Source organism: Hydrogenovibrio sp. JE_KL2 (assembly GCF_009296185.1).
GTDB lineage: Bacteria > Pseudomonadota > Gammaproteobacteria > Thiomicrospirales > Thiomicrospiraceae > Hydrogenovibrio.
Window position 1 is genome coordinate 27237 of record NZ_WBJR01000001.1, and the last position, 20133, is coordinate 47369.

Sequence of the window (20133 nt, forward strand, 5' to 3'; positions counted from 1 at the left end):
ATGAAGATATTAATCACGGGTACAGCAGGATTTATTGGTTTCCACTTGGCTAAGAAGCTTGTTGCTCGTGGCGATGATGTGGTGGGTTTAGACTCTATTAATGATTATTATGACCAGGGTGTAAAATATGGTCGATTAGAGTATGCAGGGATAGAGCGAAATCAAATTGAATACAATAAAATAGTTCAGTCTACAAAAAGTTTAAACTACCGTTTTATACAGCTACAGCTTGAAGATAAAAAGAATCTTGATAAGTTATTTGAAGCTGAAAACTTCGACGCAGTATGTAATTTAGCGGCCCAAGCAGGGGTGCGTTATTCAATTGAGAACCCGATAGCATATATTGATGCTAATATTGTTGGTTTTATTAATATCTTAGAAGCTTGTCGTCACTATCAAGTAGACAACCTTTCTTATGCATCTAGCTCTTCTGTATATGGTTTAAATGAGTCCTATCCATTTTCAACTTCAAGCAATGTTGATCACCCAATGAGTTTGTATGCAGCTTCTAAGAAATCTAATGAGCTGATGGCACACACTTACTCGCATTTGTATGGAATATCTACAACAGGGCTACGTTTTTTTACCGTTTATGGCCCTTGGGGTCGCCCGGATATGGCGTTGTTCTTATTCACTAAAGCAGCGTTGGAAGGCAGGTCGATAAAAGTATTTAATAATGGTGAAATGTTGCGTGACTTCACTTATGTGGATGATATTGTTGAGGGTATTACCCGTGTGATTGATAATCCTGCTCAACCTAATCTTGAATGGTCAGGGAAGTCGCCAGAACCATCTTCTTCTTCGGCACCTTATAAAGTGTATAACATTGGCAATAACAATCCAGTGAAGCTAATGGATTTTATTCAAGCGATTGAAAACACCTTAGGAAAAACCATTGAAAAAGAATTATTGCCTTTGCAAGCGGGGGATGTACCTGCTACCTATGCCAATGTAGATGATTTAGTTAGAGATATGAATTATCAACCTGCAACGCCAGTGCAACAAGGAATTGATAATTTTATCGCTTGGTATCGCGAATTTTTTAAAGTTTAAGTTTTGTAAGTTTATTGGAAGGGATGTTGAAAATGTCTGAATACAAAATTGCCGTGATTGGTTTGGGGTATGTAGGTTTGCCGTTAGCAGTGGAGTTTGCTCGGAAGTATCCGACTATTGGCTTTGATATTGCGCAATGGCGTGTAGATGAGTTGAATGCAGGGCATGATCGCACTTTAGAAGTGGAAGATGAATATTTAGCTCGCATGAATAAAGAATTTGGCTTTCGGTCAACGGCGAATTTAGATGATATTCGCGATTGTAATGTGTATGTGGTGACGGTTCCTACCCCGATTGATAAAAACAAACGCCCGGATTTAACGCCTTTGATTAAAGCGTCTGAGTCGGTTGGTAGGGTGTTAAAAAAAGGCGATATTGTGATTTATGAATCGACGGTTTATCCGGGGGCGACCGAAGAAGATTGTGTGCCTGTGTTGGAGAAGTTTTCTGGCTTGAAGTTTAATGCTGATTTCTTCTGTGGGTATTCGCCGGAGCGCATTAACCCGGGTGATAAAGTTCATACTGTGACTAAAATTAAAAAGGTTACTTCAGGATCAACACCTGAGATTGGTTTAAAAGTGGATGCATTGTATCGTGAGGTGATCACTGCTGGTACGCATTTGGCACCGACGATGAAAGTGGCAGAAGCAGCGAAAGTTATTGAGAACTCGCAGAGAGATTTAAATATCGCGTTTGTAAATGAGTTGGCAGTTATCTTTAATAAAATGGGTATCGACACAGCTGCTGTACTGGAGGCAGCGGCAACAAAATGGAATTTTTTGCCGTTCAAGCCAGGTTTAGTAGGGGGTCATTGCATTGGAGTTGATCCATATTACCTAACACATAAGGCGCAAGAAATTGGCTATAATCCAGAAATTATTTTGGCTGGACGTAGATTAAATGACAGTATGGGAGTTTATGTAGCAAATCAAGTTGTTAAGCTGATGATTAAAAAGGGGCAAAAAGTTGAAGGGGCCAAGGTCTTAGTTTTAGGTATTACTTTTAAAGAAGATTGTCCTGATATAAGAAATTCTAAGGTTATTGATGTAATTGTTGAGTTGGAGGATTTTGGCATTGAAGTTGATGTTTACGATCCTTGGGCTGATTCAGAGGAAGTAAGGTGTGAGTACGGAATAGAACTCTTGAATCAAGGAATGGATGTCAATTGTGAAGATTATCAGGCAGTTGTTCTTTCGGTAGCTCATGCCGCATTTAAAAATATTTCATTTGATAAAACTAATAACCAAGTAGTTTATGATGTTAAAGGGATTGTCGATAATCCTGATGCTCGTTTGTAATTGTTCTTTTTTATGATACAAGATATATATCAAATTTTCAGTGTACTGTCTGTAAAACAAAGGAAGACATTTTACATTCTCCAGTTCTTTGTGGTTATTATGGCTGTGTCGGAAATAGTAGGGGTTGCTTCCATAGCGCCCTTTATGGCATTGGTTTCTAATGCAAGCTTGATCAACGACAACAAAATTTTGTTTTCAATTTACACCTATATAGGTTTCTCTTCAACCAATGCGTTTATCATCTCTATGGGTGTGTTGGTTTTGCTCATTTTGTCAATTTCGACGCTTTTGTCAATCATAACCACATGGAAGCTTTCAATGTTCGCTACTCAAGTTGGTGCGGAGTTTTCGGAGAGGCTTTATGGTTACTATTTAAGGGAGTCATGGCAGTTTCATAAGCAGACAACTAGTGCCCAGCTGAGCAAGCAAATCGCGACAGAGGTTCAGCGCTTTACTAATTCAGTTTTGCTTCCTTTGATGAACGTAAATGCAAAATTTTTTGTTGCCTTGTTAATGTCTATGTTGCTTTTTGCGCTTAATCCATTAGTAGCGCTTACAGGGGTGATGGTTTTTGGGCTTTCATACTTTGCAATATACTCATTTATTAGATACAAGTTGATACTCAATGGGGAGTGTACATCAAGTTATGCTGGAAAGTATTATCGGCTGTTAGGTGAGGGGTTTAGAGGTATAAAAGATATTATTCTTTTAGGGAAACAATCAGAATTTGAAGCCAAATTTATTGAGGCTTCAAGAGAAATGGCGCGAAGTCATGGTGAGACGACAGCTCTCTCGCAAATTCCTAGGTACTTCTTAGAGCTGGTGGCATTTGGCGTTTTGATAGTTTTGGTTATTTATCTGGTGATATTTGAGAATAATAAGTTGGACGAGTTTCTTCCAATCCTGTCGTTATACGCATTTGCAGGCTTTAAGCTTTTGCCCGCTTTTCAACAAATTTATGCAGGTGTTGCTCAAATAAAAGGAAATATTTCAGCGTTCGATTCAATAAAAAATGACCTAGATAAAGCAATGAATATAGCGAAGGATGAGATTGCAGTCCACAAAAAAAACAAAGCATTAAAAATAACGCAGTCTGTTGCATTGTGTAACGTTGATTTCAGTTACCAAGATTCTGAAAGTGTGATCTTGAATAGGATTAATTTAAGTATTTCTGCAAATAAAATGGTTGGCCTTGTTGGACCTTCAGGGTCAGGCAAAAGTACCATAGTTGATATTCTCCTAGGATTGATAGCACCAAACTCAGGTTGTCTGGCTGTTGATGGTAAGAAGGTAGATGACTCAAATGTTCGTGATTGGCAGAATTTGATTGGATTTGTTCCTCAAAGTATATTTCTTACAGAGGGCTCAATTGTTGAAAACGTTGCTTTTGGCGTGGATCTAAACAGAATTGATTTAGTAAAAGTTAATAAAGTATTAGAACTGGCACACTTGTTAAGTTTTGTAAATAGTCTTCCGAAAGGTGTGTATACAAAAGTTGGTGAAGGAGGCGCTAAACTTTCAGGAGGTCAGAAGCAGCGTATAGCTATTGCCCGAGCCTTATATCATGATGCTGATGTACTGATTTTTGATGAGGCTACTAGTGCACTGGATTCACTTACTGAAAAGAATGTCATGGACGCAATTTTCGATTTTTACGGTAAAAAAACTATAGTGATTGTTGCACATCGCTTAGCGACATTAAAAAAATGTGATGAGATTTTTATGATCGAAGATGGAGCTGTAGTTGCTTCAGGGAATTTTAATGATCTCAATGAAAAAAATGAGGACTTCAAAAAAATGGTATTTCATAGCCATGTTTGATTTGGAAATAAAAAAAGGAGTGAAGGGGTGATTGTTACAAGAACACCATTTAGGATTTCATTTTTTGGTGGCGGGACAGATTATCCTGGATGGTTTGCCAATCATGGAGGAGCGGTGCTATCGACTACCATTGACAAGTATTGTTATATTTCTTGTCGGCGTTTACCTCCATTTTTTGAGCATAAGCATCGCTTGGTATATTCATCTATTGAAAATGTTGAATCAACAGATCAAATTAAACACCCTGCTGTAAAAGGGATTTTTAACTGGCTGAATGTGAAAGAAGGGCTAGAAGTGCATCATGATGGTGACTTGCCTGCTAGATCAGGGTTGGGCTCAAGTTCGGCATTTACGGTTGGTTTGATTAAGGCGTTGCAAGGGCTTGAGGGTAAGCTTATCAGCAAAGAGCAGTTGGCGAAAGATGCAATTTATGTAGAGCAATGTGTCATAAAAGAAAATGTTGGCTCACAAGATCAGGTTGCAGCAGCTTTTGGTGGGTTCAACAGAATTGACTTTAATCGGAATGGCTCATTTGATGTCCAGCCTATTCTTACTTCCCCTGATACCGTAAATTCACTTAACAATCACTTAATGTTGTTTTTTACTGGATTTTCTCGAATAGCATCTGAAATTGCGGATTCAAAGATTAAGAACTTAAAAAATCGTGAGCAGGAATTGATGAAGATGTATTCGATGGTTGACGAGTCAATCAATATTCTTCAAAAAGGAGTGGGTTCTATAGAAGATTTTGGGATGCTCCTTGACGAAAGTTGGCAATACAAAAAGAGTCTTTCCAGTAAGGTTTCAACTCCTGAAATAGATGAGATTTACGATATCGCCATGAAGGCTGGTGCGCTAGGCGGTAAAATTTTGGGTGCTGGTGGAGGGGGCTTTATTCTCTTTTTTGCAAAACCTGAAGTTCAGCCATATATAAAAAATAAATTAAGTCACTTAATTCACGTACCTTTTAAGTTCGAGGATGCGGGTAGTCGAGTGGTTTTGTATCAGCCAAATGGGTTTTAAGTGATGGAAGCAAGTTCAAAAATTTTTGTTGCAGGGCATAAGGGGTTGATTGGTTCTGCAATTGTTGAGAACCTTCGACTTAGAGGGTTCAATAACATTGTGACTGTGGATCGCAGTCAACTGGATTTAACCGATAAAAAAATGGTTGATCAGTTTTTTGATCAACAGAAGCCGGAATATGTGATATTAGCAGCTGGAAAAGTTGGGGGTATTGTTGAAAACAAAACTTATCCAGCTGATTTCATGAATGTCAATTTAGCGATTCAGTTAAATTGTTTGCAAGCGGCAAATCGAAATGATGTGAAAAAATTAATTTTCTTTGCGTCATCTTGCATGTACCCAAAAGTTTGCCCACAACCTATGTCTGAACAAGCGCTGTTTTCGGGTTACCCTGAGCCAACAAGCATGGCGTATGCTGTGTCTAAGATGGCAGGTATGCAAATGTGTTTGTCATATAATGTTCAATACAATTGTTCTAAGTTTATTCCCATAATTCCTAACAGTGTATATGGGCCTAATGATAACTTTAATCCTGAGTCTGGTCATGTAATGTCTGCGCTTATTAGGAGGTTTCATGAGGCTAAAGCAAAGAGAATTCCACATGTCGAGTTATGGGGTACAGGAACCCCTCGGCGAGAGTTTATACACTCTGATGATGTAGCTAAATTTTGCCTGCATGTTCTTGAAACAGAGGAGCTCGCAATTGATTTGCCAATCAATATAGGGACAGGAACGGATTACAGTATTGCTGAGTTAGCTAAAGAGATTGCCAGTGTAATTGGTTATTCTGGAGATATTAGGTGGGATGCGTCTAAACCCGATGGTGCGCCGAGAAAGTTACTTAATAGTTCTAGGGCATTTAGTATGGGATGGAGGCCTGAAATTACATTGGAAACAGGTTTGTATTCAACATATCAATGGTATTTGGAAAATATAGCGGATTGATTACTATGAAGAAAGAAATGCAGACCTCAGAAATGTTAAAAGACAAAGCAGAGTGGGTGTGGAAAGAAACTTTAGCAATTCACAGAAGAGCGCCAGAAACAAGGATTGCATCTTCTCTTTCGTGTGTGGAAATTTTTGTTGCCCTTTATTATGGAGGGATTCTTGAAATATTTCCTGAACAGCCGCTATCAGAAGGTCGTGACCGATGCATTATCAGTAAGGGGCATGGCTCTATATGTATGTATCCTATTCTTGCTGACTTGGGTTTTTTTGCGATGGATGAGCTTAATAAAGTATGTGAAAGTGGAGGGTTTCTCGGAGGAATTCCTGATCCGGTGATTCCAGGTTATGAAACTGTTAATGGTTCTCTAGGTCATGGTCTTGGCGTTGGAACTGGGGTGGCTCTAGGCTTAAAGAACAAGAATTCACCTAACCAAGTCTATGTTGTTACTGGTGATGGGGAACTGCATGAGGGATCCAACTGGGAGGCAATTATGTTCGCATCGCACCATAAGTTGGATAATTTACATCTGATTGTTGATAACAACAAAATAAGTATGCTTGACCACACGGATAACATTGTTTCTCATGATGCGTTAGCAAAAAGGCTTTCTGCCTTTGGCTGGCATTGTGAGGAAGTAGATGGTCATGATGTTGAGGCGGTTCAATTGGCATTACAAAAAATGTCAAAACTACATGAAGGGAAGCCAAAAGCAATTATTGCGAATACAGTAAAAGGCAAAGGTGTTCCAGGTTTAGCTAATGAATCACTAGCACATATTTTAAATCCAAAGCCAGAATTGATAGATCAAATACTTGGAGATAATCGTGGAAATTAAACCTAGAGCGATGAGGGATGCTTTTCTTGAGCAGATATGGATTGCTATGCAGAGTAATGAAAAAATTTTCTTTCTTTCTGCAGATTTTGGTTCTCCTGTGTTAGATAAAATTAGAAAAGATTTTCCTAACAGGTTTGCAAACGTTGGCATTGCGGAGCAAAACCTTATAAATGTTGCGGCTGGTTTGGCAACAGAAGGTTTTACAGTTTTTGCATATGCGATAGCACCTTTTATTACTATGCGTTGTTATGAGCAATCCCGTGTGAACTTGGCGTTATTGTCTGAAGTAAGAGATATGAATGTTAACTTAATAGGTGTTGGAGCAGGTTATAGCTATGTCGTTTCCGGGCCAACACATCAATGTTATGAAGATATTACTCTAATGCGTGCTATGCCTAATTTCAGAGTTCTTTCTCCTAGTGATCATGTGGTCGCAGAATCTTTGATTGATGAGTGTTTAAATAACACGGGGCCAAAATACTTAAGGTTTGATGCTCAAATTTTGCCGCCAATTTATGAGCAAGGAAGTGTTAATACAGAAGCTGGCTTTTCTGAAATAAGAGAAGGTGACAATGTTTGTTTGATTGCAACAGGGTATATGGTTCATACCGCAATGCAAGTTGCAGAAGAGTTAGAGAAAGAAGGTGTTAAAGTCGGGTTAATTGATCTTTTCGATTTGTCTGGTTTTGATTCTGCTTTATTGTCAGAAAAAATTAAAAATTACAAAGGTTTAGTGTCTTTAGAGGAAGCGTTTAAGGGTAGAGGGGGGCTTGATGCCCTCTTGTTTAATTTTATTCAAGAATTAGCTTCAAAGCCAAAGTTTTGCAATATAGGTGTTCATTCGCAATATGAGTTTGAGTTAGGGACTCGGCAAGAATTACACGAAAAGGCGGGGATTGGACCTGTTTCTGTGATGTCCACCGTAAAAGACTTTATGTCTTCCCATGATATTTGATTTTAGAAATTTCCACGGAGAGAAAATAGATGAAATTCCCGCTAATGCGCAACAATATTCAAAGAGAAGATCTTGATGCGGTGATTGAGCACCTTAAGCAAGATGATCCAATTCTAACAAACGGGGCAAATGTAAGAGCGTTTGAGGCAGAATGGTCAGATTGGCTGGGCGTGAAACATAGTGTTTTTGTCAACTCAGGTGCTTCTGCAAACCTTTTAACGATGGCGATTTTGAAACTTCGTTATCCTGAAGGTGGGGAAGTTATTGTTCCTCCTTTAACGTGGATATCCGATGTTTCCTCTGTACTTCAGCATGGGTTTACCCCGGTTTTTGTTGATATAGATCCTGAGTCATTAGCGATGGATGGTGACAAAATTATTGAAAGTCTTTCTGATAAGACCAGAGCAGTTTTTTTGACACATGTACAGGGCTTTGATGGATTAACAGATGAGTTGATTAGTGAACTAGAAAAAAGAAATGTTCTTTTAATTGAGGATGTGTGTGAGTCTCATGGTGCGACGCACGGCGGGAAAAAATTGGGAAGTATTGGTTGGATTTCAAACTTTTCTTTTTACTATGCTCACCACATGAGTACTATCGAGGGTGGGATGATTTGTACCAATGACCCAGAAGTATATCAGCAAGCTAGAATGCTTAGATCTCATGGTATGTTAAGGGAGTCAAATGACGAAGCTTTACGCCAAGATTATTTAGCTAAAAACCCCGAGTTAAACCCTGACTTCATTTTTGCTTTTACTGCCTACAATGTTCGCAATACCGAGATTGGCGGGATTATGGGACGTAAACAGCTAAAAAGGCTAGATTATAACGTCAAGCGTAGAACAGAAAACCTTCACCGTTTTTTGAATCAGCTTGATAGTAAGAAGTATAGAACTAACTTTAAGTTAGAAGGCTCAAGTAACTATGCATTTAACTTGGTGTTGAATGAGCCAAATGATGCGTTCGTTGAAAAGCTGATGAAAAAAATGAATGAGTCTGGTGTTGAGTACAGAAGAGGAAGTGCTGGTGGCGGGAACCAGTTGCGCCAGCCATATTTGCAAGGAATAGTTCCTGATGGCTACTATAAACAATTCCCAGAAACAGACCACATTCATTTTTACGGATTCTATATCGGAAACTTTCCAGATTTAAAAGATGAAGAAATTGATGAAATCTGCCAAATCCTAAATTCTGTGGAGTGAGACGTTGGTAAAGATAGCTATTATCTTAGCGGGTGGACAAGGAACAAGGCTTAGAAGTGTTGTTTCCGATGTTCCTAAACCGATGGCTCCAATTAATAATCGGCCGTTTCTTGAATACCAAATGGATTATTGGATTAACCAAGGTGTTGAGCAGTTTGTTATTTCCGTCGGATATAAAAAAGAAGTGATTATTGACTATTTCGGCGAAAACTACAAAACTGCAAAAATTCATTATGTTGTTGAAGATACCCCTCTGGGAACAGGTGGAGGCTTTCTATTGGCGATTAAAGACATAAATGAAAGTTGTTTGCTTCTGAATGGCGATACCTTTTTCGAAGTTGACCTGCCACACCTAGAAAAGTTTCATAATGAGCATGCATCAGACTGGACAATGTCATTATTTCGGACTAATGAGTCTGGTCGGTATATGGGGTTAGATGTTGATGATGATGATGGGAAAATTGTATCTTTAGAATCTGGTACGGACAAGGTAGGGCGTCTTGCCAATGGAGGGGTATACTTGTGCAACCCTTCATTTATAAAAGCAATAGGGCAAAAATTTGTCGGCAAAGTTTCGCTTGAAGATGATTTGATGCCAAAATTTATAGAGGAAAAAGGGCGATTGTTTGGTGAAGAGTTTTCAGGGTGTTTTATTGATATTGGCGTTCCTGATGACTACTACCGTGCAAGCTCAATTTTGTAGGAAAGAGTGAATGGTAAGAGCAATTAATGCCCTTGAGCAGAATCTAAATGCTTCAATTGACGCGAAAAAAACCTTTCTTCTTAACAAAGAACAGTTAGAAGTATTCAATCAAGCAGTTCAAGAGGCTATTAAGCGATATAAATCCGGAGGAAGACTGTATATTGCCGGTAACGGTGGCTCGGCAGCTGATGCGCAGCACCTAGCAGCAGAATTCGTAAGTAAACTTGCAAGAGATCGCGCACCACTTCCGGCAGAAGCACTTACTGTTGATGCATCAATTTTGACTGCAATTGGCAATGATTACGGTTTCGACCAGGTTTTTTCCCGACAGCTTCAGTGCAAAGCAGGTAAAAATGATATTTTTCTAGGGATTACTACTTCTGGTAATTCGGAGAATATTTTAAAAGCTGTTGAAGCCTGCAAAGAGTTATCAATTCCTAGCATTATTTTTACCGGTTGCTATGGTGGAAAAGTAGCAAGTAAGGCGGATTTTTGTATTGTTGCACCAGGAGCTGCAACGAGCACAATTCAAGAAATTCATATAGTTTTGGCTCACACTCTTTGTCAGTGTGTAGAGGCAGAAATTTTTAACTTTATAGATTAAACGGAGAAGTTTGATGTCATTTAATATATTAGTAACTGGTGGTGCGGGGTATTTAGGTTCAACAATGGTTCCTGACTTATTGGCAGCTGGGCATAATGTTACGGTTTTAGATAACTTTATGTTTAAGCAAGCTAGCCTAAATCATTGTTGTTATCACCCAAACTTTTCTGTTGTAAAGGGCGATATTCGCATTGAAAGTGTTATTAAGCCCTTACTAAAGGAAGCAGATATTATTATCCCTCTTGCAGCACTTGTTGGGGCGCCGATTTGTAGCCAAGATCCAATTGGAGCTAAGACGACGAACCATGATGCAGTTACATTAATGCTGAAAAACATCTCTAAAGAACAAAGAATTCTTATGCCAACAACAAATAGCGCATACGGAACAGGAGATGAAAATAACTACTGTACGGAAGAGTCTCCGTTGCGACCTATTTCACAATATGCAATAGATAAAGTTGAAGTGGAAAAAGAGCTAATGCAGCACGAAAATGCCATTAGTTTCAGGCTGGCTACTGTATTTGGTATGTCTCCAAGAATGAGACTTGATCTGCTTGTAAATGATTTTACATACCGTGCTGTATATGACAGATTTGTTGTGTTGTTTGAGAGTCAATTTAAGAGAAACTACGTTCATGTAAGAGATGTTTCAAGAGCGTTCCAACACGGGATCAATAACTTTGATTCGATGAAAGGTGAAATTTTCAATGTTGGTCTATCTGATGCGAATGTTTCTAAAAAAGAGCTTTGTGAAAGAATTCAACAGTTCGTTCCTGACTTCACATTTTTGGAAGCTCCTGTAGGTAAGGATCCAGATCAACGTAACTACATCGTGTCCAATGACAAAATCGAAGCGACAGGATTCTCTTCTGAGTTTTCCTTGGATCGTGGTCTTCAGGAGTTAATCAAAGGCTATACTATGATTAAAAACACTCGATACGGAAATGTATGAAAACTATCGAATGCGATGCTTTGATTGTTGGAGGAGGGGTTGTTGGACTTTCTGTGGCATATGAGCTGATTCAGGAAAAGCCTGATCTTAACATAATTATTTTAGAAAAGGAGATGGAGGTAGGGGTACATGCAAGTGGTAGGAATAGTGGTGTGCTCCATTCAGGTCTTTACTACGGACAAGACTCTTTGAGAGCGAAGGCTTGTTCTATAGGCTCAAGGAAAATGATGGAATTTTCCTTGAAGCATTCAATCAGGTTTGTAGATAGCGGTAAAGTGATTGTCCCTACAAGTGAAAAAGAAGATGAAGATCTAGATAAACTAATAGAAAAAGCGCATGCAAATAAAGTTGATGTTGATGTTCTAGATAGGGGGCAATTGAATGAAATTGAACCTTTTGCATTTGAGGCGAAAAGAGCTCTGTATTCACCAACAACAAAGACCATAGATTCTGTAGGTGTTTTGAAGGCGCTCGTTTCTGAATTGCAAGAAGGAGGGGTTCAAATATTGTTTGACTCAAAATTTATAGGTCCTTGTGGTCAGAATAGAGTCAAAACTAGTGTTGGAGAAATAGCTTTCGAGAGTTTAATAAATTGTGCGGGAATGTATGCTGACGATGTTGCGAAAAGCTTTGGAGTGGGAGAAGAATATTTTTGTTTACCTTTCAAAGGGGTTTATAGAAAATTAATTAAAGAGAGTTCTTATAAGGTTAATGGAAACATTTATCCTGTGCCTGACCCTAGAATGCCGTTTTTAGGGGTTCATTATACAAAGTCTATATTTGGCGATGTTTATGTAGGTCCAACAGCTATTCCCGCGTTGGGGCGAGAGAATTATTCCATACTATCTAATATTGAGTATAAGAGGCTTCTGGACTATATGAGCGTTATATTAAAACAGTATGTTGGAGATGAAGGTTTTAGGCTGAACGCCAATTCAGAAATATTGAAGTATTCGAAAACTTTTTTTTACAGGAGTGCAAAAAAGTTGATGCCATCGCTGAGCGATTATGAACTTGGAGGTGTTTCAAAGGTAGGTATCAGACCCCAGCTCTATGATAGAAAAAAAGATGAGCTGGTAATGGATTATTTAATCATAAATCAGGATGGAAATGTTCATTTGCTGAACGCCATTTCACCAGCGTTCACCAGTGCATTTGCAATTGCTGAGTTGATTGTAAAGGAACTGGACTTGTTGAAAAAGAAATGAAGTATTTGAATGATACTAGTAATGTACTAGTTTTAACCCACCTATTTGAAAACAACCAGGTTTTTGAAGATTACGTCGAAGGTATTAAAGAAAATGCAGATCATACAGTCGTTTTAGATTATGTTGAGTTTTTATATTTAAACTCTCTAAAACAGCTATATGTAAAAATTGATGATTTAATTGAAAGAAATCAAATAACAATGATTTTCTTTGTAATGCCTTCAGCAGATTTAACATTTGGGATTGATTACCTGTACAAACTAAAGAAAAAGCACTCCTTAAAATATGTGTTTAACTTTTTTGACACAGAGTATTTTTTTGAAGCAGTTGATAAGTACTATTCCCAGTTAGCCGACTTGGTGATTCTACCGGATTACTACTCTCAATATAAATTTAGGCTTCTCGGCATCAATGTCATAACAACATTTGCACTATATTCTGCTGAAAAAATAAAAAAAACATTGTCGGTAAAAGATCAGAATAAATATGAGTATGATGTTTCATTTGTAGGAAATATAAAACAATCCAATAGACAGGAAATAATTAATGCGTTGGCTTTAAAAGGTATAAAGGTAAATACATGGGGGGTTGGCTCAATTAACGGATTTGTGGATCGAGAAGACATGTTCAGGGTGTTTAATAGTTCTAAGATCAATTTAAATTTTACAGGGACTATGAATAGAGATAACTTTGTTGTTGATTTGTCTTCCGTTGATAAGAGGATTAGGCAAGTCAAGGGTAGGCCTGTAGAAATCGCGATGGCGCAAGGATTTATTTTATCTGAATACGCTCCTGGGATAGAGCAATTATTTATTCCAGGAGAAGAAATTGCAATATTCAGGAATGTAGAAGAATGTGTTAAAAAAATAGAGCACTATTTATCCAAAGAAGGGGAAAAAGAGAGGGAGTTGATGGCAGAAAGGGCAAGTGTCCGAGCCCTTAAAGAATACGATTCAAGGAAAGGCATTAGCAAAGTGTTCAAGCAAATTTCGTTGAATACTGATGTATATAATACATGTTGTACAGATGAAAAATTTAACAAGCAGCAATATTCCTATATTTACTATTATTATGGCGCTAAACTTTTGGATGGAAGCGTCAGGGAAGCTTTAGTAGGGGCATTAGTAAGTGTTTTTTCAAGAAATTTTTCATTCCATTATTCATATAGGTTTTTTATTAAGGGACTTGTATTTCGGCTTTTTCAAAATCCTCAGTTATACAAAAAAGTCAAACGGATAAAAGATGCTTTAGGATTAAGGGTTAGGTGGTAATGTTAGTATGCTTGTCAGTGTAATTTTACCTAGTTTAAGAAAACAAGAGGCGGAAGAAGTCGTTCATTTGATTGATAATGAACTTTCAGTCTGTTCTGATGAGTATGAAATTATTCTTGTTTCGCCTTTTCCTATCCATGGTGATCGAATAGTAAATGTAGTTGAAACTACGCCTAAAGGCGTGTTGAATGCAATGCAATTAGGATATTTAAAGTCAAAGGGCGACTATATTATTCCTTGGTCCGATGACGCAAAACCAGTTAAAGGTAGTTTTTTCCAAATGTTTGAATGCATTTCAAATGTTCATCAAGAAAATACAGTTTTCGCCTTTCGTCGATTTGACTCTAGCGGGAGAAGATTATACGAATGGCAGGTTTTTGGTGTGCATTATGCCGGATGGTTTTGCGCTAGTAGGAAGACTATAAACAATGCAGGAGGATTTTTTTCTGCCGATTTTGTAAACTTTTGGGCAGATCCCGATTTTTGTTTAAGGGTAAATGAAATTGGGGGGGGGGTTCATCTCTGCAAATCAGCTGTTATTCTTGTCGATCAGAAAGATGATGATGTAAAGAGCTCTAATCTCAGTTTGTCGTTTTTCGACGATTACAGAACTTTTTTGAGAAAGTGGCAAGGTTTAGCAAGCGCTTATGATGTTTCCGATTGGGAAAATATAAATACTGTAATTCCCGAGACTTTTAGTGAAAAGGTTCGATTCATTTTTTCTAGAATTAAACCTTTAAAAAAGTTGTGGAGGAGCATGTTCTGAAATTTTTTGTCAAAAAGGAGTTTTCACTATTATTTATAGTGACAATATTTTTTTCTCCATATTTTTTTTTAAGGCCGGGAGGGTTTGACTACCCTTCAGGGATTTCGTTTACCTTTGGAGACTTTTTATTATCGCTTCTTTTTCTAATGGTTGCCATAAATAGAGGGCAGATTAGGTATAACTTTTTGTTTCTCGTGCTGTTTTTCATGCTCATACTTTTTTTGTCATTTCTGAGCGAAGCTCTTTTTGGGTATATATATGAGGCGAAAAGCTTTTTTTCAGCATCGTTGCAGTACTTTTATATTTTGATAGTGATGTCTTTTATTGCGAACCATTTTATTAAGTTTGAAAACTTACATTCATTTTTTAAAATAGTTGGTATTGCTTATTTGATTCCTTTACTGATGTCGTTAAGCGCGTTAGCCTTTAATTTTCCTCATCACGATTTGTTTTTTTCGGCAAGCAGGGCAATAGGAACATTTGGAAATGCGAATTCTTTTGCTTACATAACCTTGCTTATGCTCCCAATCATTTTATTTTTGGTTTTGAAGTCAGGAGGATGCTATGCGCGAGTCGCATGGATAGTAGTTTTGACAGTATTGCTGTTCAACTTGCTTTTGACGATGTCTTTCAGTGCGTTCCTCATTCTTTTATTTTTAATTTTTGTTAACTCAGTTTTGTTTTATAAATACAGGAAAAGATTACCTAGGCATTTTTTAAAAAAATATTTAATGTGGATTGTTGGAATAGGATTTGTAATGGGAGCTAGTCTTTTTCTGATAACCCTTTTTAATAGCAGTTTTCATAACACCTTACTATTAAGGCTAAATATTGGTCATTCAGGATTGGGAAGTTCGGCAGATCGTATCTCCTTGATGGAAAATGCCTTGGAAATTTTATTGAAAACCCCGCAAAATTTTCTTTTAGGTATAGGTCTGCAACAAGCCAGTTTTTACGAGCTTTCGCCATCGGGTGTTGCTGAAACAGTTCATAATACATATATATTGATGTTGTTAGAGACCGGAGCTTTCGGTTTGCTAGCCTTTTTAATGATATGGTTTCAATTATACAAAAATATCAATAGTTTGAAGTATCTAGACTTAAGTGTTTATATTTTGTTACTTAACCTTTTTTTGATTTTTTTGTTAATTATGTTTTTTAACCCTCATACTTATTTAAGGTATTTTTTTATTCCTGTGATGCCAATTTTTGTATCAGGCTGGATAAGGGAGAGCACTCAAGACTGTTGTAAGTCCAATTCTATTTCTGGAGGGGTGGATGGAAGTCATTGACAACGCTTTCATGAGAAAAATTACAGTAGTGCATATTATATCTAGTTTGGAAATGGGAGGGGCTGAAACCACCTTGTTTCGCCTTTGTTCCAACGATACGACCATAAAGCACGTGGTAATTTCTTTAACTTCGGAGGGAGTTTATGGAAAAAAGTTTAGAAAGATGGGGGTGGATGTTTATTCTTTAAACCTTTCAAAAAGTGTTTTTGGGATTTTAAGGTGTTGGAATTTGTATGGGATACTTCGACAAATTGACCCTCAGATTGTGCAGACATGGATGTACCATGCGGACTTTTTAGGTGGAATAATGGCAAAAATAGCTAAAGTCAAGCATGTGGTCTGGGGGGTAAGAACAACTGAACTAAAAGAAAAGTCTTATTCTACGGCAGTTATAAGAAGGGTTTGTGCGTTACTGTCTCATGTACTCCCTAGTAAAATTGTTGTTGTGGCTGAAGCTTCAAGGGCGCGGCATCATCAGCTTGGTTATGATGCCGCAAAAATGATATTAATCCCGAATGGATTTTTAGTTGCAGATTTTAGTGTTGAAAACATGCAAAAGGAAGCTTTGAGAAAGGAGTTTTCGATAACGGGTGAAGACACTGTCGTTGGGTGCGTTGGCAGACTTTCTCAAGATAAGGGGCAGGATGTTCTAATTGAGGCATCAAGATTTGTACTGGATAAATACCCTTATGTTAAATTCTTGATGATAGGTAGAGGAATTGATAACTCTAATTTAGATTTACGCTCTAAAATTGAAAAAGAATCAAATTTACAGGCATTTATTCTTGCAGGAGAGCGTAATGATATACCAGTATGCATGAGTGTGATGTCTATTTTTTGCTTGCCGTCGAGAACGGAGGGGTTTCCCAATGTCCTGGTTGAGGCTATGATTTCAGAGGTTTGTTGTGTGTCAACAGATGTTGGTGATGCTAGGTTACTTGGAGGCGATGATGTTATTCTTGCCGAACCTAACAGTCCAGAAGATTTATCGAGAAAGATTTTACTTTTAGTTGAAAAGTCGAAGGATGAGCGGCGACAACTCGGAGAGAGGCTAAAAAACAGAGCTATAAGTGAGTTTTCAATAGAAAAAATGGTTCACAGGTATCAGATTTTGTATCAAGGTTTAATAAGAAGTTAACTACTAATGTGCGGTATAGCAGGTTTTATTGGTCAATATCCTCAGCCTATTGAGCAATTAAAAAATATGGCTGAAGCCATTCTGCATCGAGGTCCGGATGATCAAGGTGTATGGTTTGATAAAGAACATAAAGTAGGATTGTCGCATGCGCGGTTATCAATATTAGATTTAAGTTCAGCTGGCCATCAGCCAATGAGTTCAGCGTCAGAACGGTTTGTAATAGTATTTAATGGCGAAATTTATAATCATAATCAATTGCGTACTGAGCTTGACGTGCTAGAGACGCGTCAATGGAACGGTCATTCCGATACTGAAACGCTGTTGGCTGCCATTGAGCAATGGGGATTAGAAGCAACGCTCAAAAAGGCGACGGGGATGTTTGCAGTTGCATTGTGGGATAAACAAAAAAAAGTTTTGTCCATTGCTCGAGATCGAATGGGCGAGAAACCCCTCTATTATGGTTGGATAGATGGAAAGTTTGTATTTGCTTCGGAGCTAAAAGCTATTAAAAAAGTGCCGGGCTTTACTCATGCTGTTGACAGGAATTCTTTAGCCGTTTTCTTACGTTATAATTCAATACCAGCTCCGTATTCAATCTACAAAGACATTTATAAGCTAGAACCTGGCTGTATTGCATCTATATGTCATGGCGAAAGGAGTGTTGAAAAAAGCTATTACTGGTCCTTAAGTAATGTTGTTGAATCTGGGAAGAGCGCTATGTTTATGGGGTCTTCTAAAGAAGCCGTGGATCAATTAGAGCTTGTTTTGATGAATGCGGTGGCTTTGCAGATGGATGCAGATGTGCCTTTGGGTGCATTTTTGTCTGGAGGCGTTGATTCAAGTACTATTGTTGCTCTAATGCAGTCTCAATCTGAGACAAAGGTGAAAACTTTTTCTATTGGCTTTGACGTGGAGCTATTTAATGAGGCTGAATATGCTAAAGCAGTTGCAAAACACTTAGGTACGGAACACTATGAGATGTATGCATCCTCTCATGATGCTCTGAATGTCATACCTAGCTTGCCTGAGATTTATGATGAACCATTCGCGGATTCATCACAAATTCCTACGTACTTAGTATCTAAAATTGCTAAGGAGAAGGTAACGGTTTCTCTATCAGGCGATGCTGGTGACGAGCTTTTTGCCGGTTATAATCGGTATTCCTTCTCTAATGAACTTTGGAATAAGATTTCTTGGCTACCTATTCCTATGCGCAATTTGGCAAAGAAAGCAATTACTTCTGCTTCTCCAGAAGCCTGGTCTAAGGCAGCATCTTTTTTTATAAAAAGTAAGGGCGGGCACTGGGGTGATAAGCTTTATAAAGGTGCGTCAATTTTGGATTGTAAAAATTTAGATGAGCTTTATCTAAGGTTGGTCTCTCAAATAGACCACCCTGAGGAGTGGTTAGTTGAGGCAACTGAATACCCAACAGCGTTAACTCAAAATAAAAGTGCGTTTAATTATTTGTCTCCTATTGAAAGAATGATGGTTTATGACATGCTGGGCTATTTGCCTACAGATATTCTTACTAAGGTTGATCGAGCTGCAATGTCCGTATCATTAGAAACTAGGGTTCCTTTACTTGATCCAAATGTTATCCAGTATGCAGTTTCATTGCCCATGGATTTTAAAATACGTGAAGGTGTTAGTAAGTGGGTTTTGCGTGAAGTGCTTTATAAACATGTTCCCAAAGAACTGATTGAACGTCCTAAAATGGGGTTTGGCGTACCTTTAGCAGAATGGTTGCGTGGCCCGTTAAGAGATTGGGGAGAGTGTCTTTTGGATGAACAAAGGTTATCAAATGAAGGATATTTTAATGTGTCAATAGTTAGGGATAAATGGATGGAGCACTTGTCAGGTAGGAGAAATTGGCATCACCAACTATGGAATGTTCTGATGTTTCAGGCTTGGTTGGAACAAAATAAATGAAACAATCGGTAACGGTTTTATTTGTAGTTAACTGCCCAAAATTTTTTGTTTCCCATCGTTTGCCTGTTGCAAAAGCCATGTTGGATGCAGGGTGCGAAATTCATGTTGCATCTTCTGGCGGTTCGTTACCTGTTTTTCAGGAGCTTGGAATACATTTCCATCAAATAAACTTTTCGCGCAAGGGGGGGGACCCACTGAGTGAGCTGAAAGTTGTTTGGAAGTTGCTTAGTGTGTTTAAGGCATTGCAGCCGGACCTTGTGCACTTGGTCACAATAAAACCTTATTTGTATGGTGGTATTGCAGCTAAGCTGGCAAAAGTTCCCTCAGTAGTTTCTGCTGTTTCTGGTCTTGGAGCAGTTTTTATTTCTTCTAGAGCAAAAGCAAGGCTTTTAAGGTTGTTTCTGTGGCCACTATTTAAGCTGGCATTTAGTCATAAAAATCAATCTATTATTTTTCAAAATGAAGATGATGCAAGGCTGTTAGAGGCTTGGGGAGTGGTTTCTCCAGGAAAAATCAAGTTTATTCGTGGTTCTGGAGTTGATTTGAAAGATTATTCATATATTACAGAGCCAGAGGGTAAGATTGTTGTTACTTTTGCTGCAAGGCTGTTACTTGATAAGGGAATCAGGGAATTCGTGGAAGCAAGTAAGCTAATTTATGAAAAAGGAATCGAAGCTGAATTTTGGGTGGTTGGTAAAGTTGACCATGGAAACCCTGCTTCAATAAAGCAGTTAGAAGTCAATTCTTGGAGAGGGTTACCTAATATAAAGGTGCTAGGCTTTAGAAAAGATATAGTTCAATTATACCAACAATCCAACATAATATGCTTGCCGTCATATCGAGAGGGCTTGCCAAAATCATTGATTGAGGCAGCTGCATGTGGCCGAGCGGTGGTAACGACGGATGTTCCAGGTTGTCGAGATGCTATTATTCCGGGTTTGACGGGGGTTTTGGTTCCTGTAAATGATGCTAAGGCTTTAGATAATGCTATTTCTGATTTAATTCAACACCCTGAAAAAAGGAAAATGATGGGATATGCGGGTCGAAAATTCGCCGAGAGAGAGTTCACAATTGAAAAAGTTGTAGCGGCTCATATAGCGATTTATGATGAACTTTTGAAAGCGAGAAAATAAC

The 20133-nt window shown here is 38.2% G+C and carries 18 protein-coding genes; all 18 read left to right on the forward strand.

Going from position 1 to position 20133, the window contains the following annotated elements; all coding sequences use genetic code 11:
- A complete protein-coding gene (locus F8R13_RS00125; protein WP_152831113.1) occupies positions 1–1053 on the forward strand; it encodes an NAD-dependent epimerase in 1053 nt (350 codons plus the stop codon).
- Between the two features lie 23 nt (positions 1054–1076).
- Positions 1077–2351 (forward strand): nucleotide sugar dehydrogenase, encoded by a 1275-nt coding sequence (locus tag F8R13_RS00130; RefSeq protein WP_172967656.1) that lies wholly within the window; start codon positions 1077–1079, stop codon positions 2349–2351.
- A gap of 99 nt (positions 2352–2450) precedes the next feature.
- Positions 2451–4172: an ABC transporter ATP-binding protein gene (locus F8R13_RS00135; RefSeq protein WP_216642565.1), complete on the forward strand. Its 1722-nt coding sequence runs from the start codon at positions 2451–2453 to the stop codon at positions 4170–4172.
- A gap of 27 nt (positions 4173–4199) precedes the next feature.
- Positions 4200–5195 carry a hypothetical protein gene (locus F8R13_RS00140; protein WP_216642566.1) on the forward strand — a complete coding sequence of 332 codons (996 nt, stop codon included), beginning with the start codon at positions 4200–4202 and terminating at the stop codon, positions 5193–5195.
- Between the two features lie 3 nt (positions 5196–5198).
- Entirely contained in the window at positions 5199–6140 is a 942-nt protein-coding gene (locus tag F8R13_RS00145) for a GDP-L-fucose synthase (RefSeq protein ID WP_152831120.1), read from the forward strand.
- A 5-nt stretch (positions 6141–6145) separates the two neighbouring features.
- Entirely contained in the window at positions 6146–6979 is an 834-nt protein-coding gene (locus tag F8R13_RS00150) for a transketolase (protein WP_152831122.1), read from the forward strand.
- On the forward strand, positions 6969–7934 hold the full coding sequence (locus F8R13_RS00155; RefSeq protein WP_216642567.1) for a transketolase C-terminal domain-containing protein: 966 nt from the start codon (positions 6969–6971) through the stop codon (positions 7932–7934). Before F8R13_RS00150 ends, F8R13_RS00155 begins: the two co-directional genes overlap by 11 nt.
- Positions 7935–7963: 29 nt before the next feature.
- Positions 7964–9136, forward strand: a complete 1173-nt coding sequence (locus F8R13_RS00160; RefSeq protein WP_216642568.1) for a DegT/DnrJ/EryC1/StrS aminotransferase family protein — start codon at positions 7964–7966, stop codon at positions 9134–9136.
- Between the two features lie 4 nt (positions 9137–9140).
- The gene (locus tag F8R13_RS00165; RefSeq protein WP_152831124.1) at positions 9141–9839 is read left to right on the forward strand and encodes a nucleotidyltransferase family protein; all 699 of its coding nucleotides are present in this window, start codon (positions 9141–9143) and stop codon (positions 9837–9839) included.
- A 10-nt stretch (positions 9840–9849) separates the two neighbouring features.
- The gene (locus F8R13_RS00170; RefSeq protein ID WP_152831126.1) at positions 9850–10443 is read left to right on the forward strand and encodes an SIS domain-containing protein; all 594 of its coding nucleotides are present in this window, start codon (positions 9850–9852) and stop codon (positions 10441–10443) included.
- A 13-nt stretch (positions 10444–10456) separates the two neighbouring features.
- Positions 10457–11395: an NAD(P)-dependent oxidoreductase gene (locus tag F8R13_RS00175; protein ID WP_152831128.1), complete on the forward strand. Its 939-nt coding sequence runs from the start codon at positions 10457–10459 to the stop codon at positions 11393–11395.
- Positions 11392–12603, forward strand: a complete 1212-nt coding sequence (gene lhgO / locus F8R13_RS00180; RefSeq protein ID WP_152831130.1) for an L-2-hydroxyglutarate oxidase — start codon at positions 11392–11394, stop codon at positions 12601–12603. The genes F8R13_RS00175 and lhgO overlap by 4 nt, the downstream gene beginning before the upstream one ends.
- On the forward strand, positions 12600–13874 hold the full coding sequence (locus tag F8R13_RS00185) for a glycosyltransferase (protein WP_152831132.1): 1275 nt from the start codon (positions 12600–12602) through the stop codon (positions 13872–13874). The genes lhgO and F8R13_RS00185 overlap by 4 nt, the downstream gene beginning before the upstream one ends.
- A 7-nt stretch (positions 13875–13881) precedes the next feature.
- Complete coding sequence (locus F8R13_RS00190; protein WP_152831134.1) at positions 13882–14640, forward strand: glycosyltransferase; 759 nt, start codon at positions 13882–13884, stop codon at positions 14638–14640.
- Between the two features lie 314 nt (positions 14641–14954).
- Positions 14955–15932, forward strand: a complete 978-nt coding sequence (locus F8R13_RS00195; RefSeq protein WP_172967658.1) for an O-antigen ligase — start codon at positions 14955–14957, stop codon at positions 15930–15932.
- The gene (locus F8R13_RS00200) at positions 15919–17070 is read left to right on the forward strand and encodes a glycosyltransferase (protein ID WP_152831138.1); all 1152 of its coding nucleotides are present in this window, start codon (positions 15919–15921) and stop codon (positions 17068–17070) included. The genes F8R13_RS00195 and F8R13_RS00200 overlap by 14 nt, the downstream gene beginning before the upstream one ends.
- 6 nt (positions 17071–17076) lie before the next feature.
- Complete coding sequence (gene asnB / locus F8R13_RS00205; RefSeq protein WP_152831140.1) at positions 17077–18999, forward strand: asparagine synthase (glutamine-hydrolyzing); 1923 nt, start codon at positions 17077–17079, stop codon at positions 18997–18999.
- Positions 18996–20132: a glycosyltransferase family 4 protein gene (locus F8R13_RS00210; RefSeq protein ID WP_152831142.1), complete on the forward strand. Its 1137-nt coding sequence runs from the start codon at positions 18996–18998 to the stop codon at positions 20130–20132. Before asnB ends, F8R13_RS00210 begins: the two co-directional genes overlap by 4 nt.
- Position 20133: the final 1 nt, after the last annotated feature.

What these genes read in the sequence shown, in the direction of transcription:
- F8R13_RS00125 (WP_152831113.1), top strand. Translation starts at nt 1, where the DNA reads ATGAAGATATTAATCACGGGTACAGCAGGATTTATTGGTTTCCACTTG.
- F8R13_RS00130 (WP_172967656.1), top strand. Translation starts at nt 1,077, where the DNA reads ATGTTGAAAATGTCTGAATACAAAATTGCCGTGATTGGTTTGGGGTAT.
- F8R13_RS00135 (WP_216642565.1), top strand. Translation starts at nt 2,451, where the DNA reads ATGGCTGTGTCGGAAATAGTAGGGGTTGCTTCCATAGCGCCCTTTATG.
- F8R13_RS00145 (WP_152831120.1), top strand. Translation starts at nt 5,199, where the DNA reads ATGGAAGCAAGTTCAAAAATTTTTGTTGCAGGGCATAAGGGGTTGATT.
- F8R13_RS00150 (WP_152831122.1), top strand. Translation starts at nt 6,146, where the DNA reads ATGAAGAAAGAAATGCAGACCTCAGAAATGTTAAAAGACAAAGCAGAG.
- F8R13_RS00160 (WP_216642568.1), top strand. Translation starts at nt 7,964, where the DNA reads ATGAAATTCCCGCTAATGCGCAACAATATTCAAAGAGAAGATCTTGAT.
- F8R13_RS00170 (WP_152831126.1), top strand. Translation starts at nt 9,850, where the DNA reads ATGGTAAGAGCAATTAATGCCCTTGAGCAGAATCTAAATGCTTCAATT.
- F8R13_RS00175 (WP_152831128.1), top strand. Translation starts at nt 10,457, where the DNA reads ATGTCATTTAATATATTAGTAACTGGTGGTGCGGGGTATTTAGGTTCA.
- lhgO (WP_152831130.1), top strand. Translation starts at nt 11,392, where the DNA reads ATGAAAACTATCGAATGCGATGCTTTGATTGTTGGAGGAGGGGTTGTT.
- F8R13_RS00185 (WP_152831132.1), top strand. Translation starts at nt 12,600, where the DNA reads ATGAAGTATTTGAATGATACTAGTAATGTACTAGTTTTAACCCACCTA.
- F8R13_RS00190 (WP_152831134.1), top strand. Translation starts at nt 13,882, where the DNA reads ATGCTTGTCAGTGTAATTTTACCTAGTTTAAGAAAACAAGAGGCGGAA.
- F8R13_RS00195 (WP_172967658.1), top strand. Translation starts at nt 14,955, where the DNA reads ATGTCTTTTATTGCGAACCATTTTATTAAGTTTGAAAACTTACATTCA.
- F8R13_RS00200 (WP_152831138.1), top strand. Translation starts at nt 15,919, where the DNA reads ATGGAAGTCATTGACAACGCTTTCATGAGAAAAATTACAGTAGTGCAT.
- asnB (WP_152831140.1), top strand. Translation starts at nt 17,077, where the DNA reads ATGTGCGGTATAGCAGGTTTTATTGGTCAATATCCTCAGCCTATTGAG.
- F8R13_RS00210 (WP_152831142.1), top strand. Translation starts at nt 18,996, where the DNA reads ATGAAACAATCGGTAACGGTTTTATTTGTAGTTAACTGCCCAAAATTT.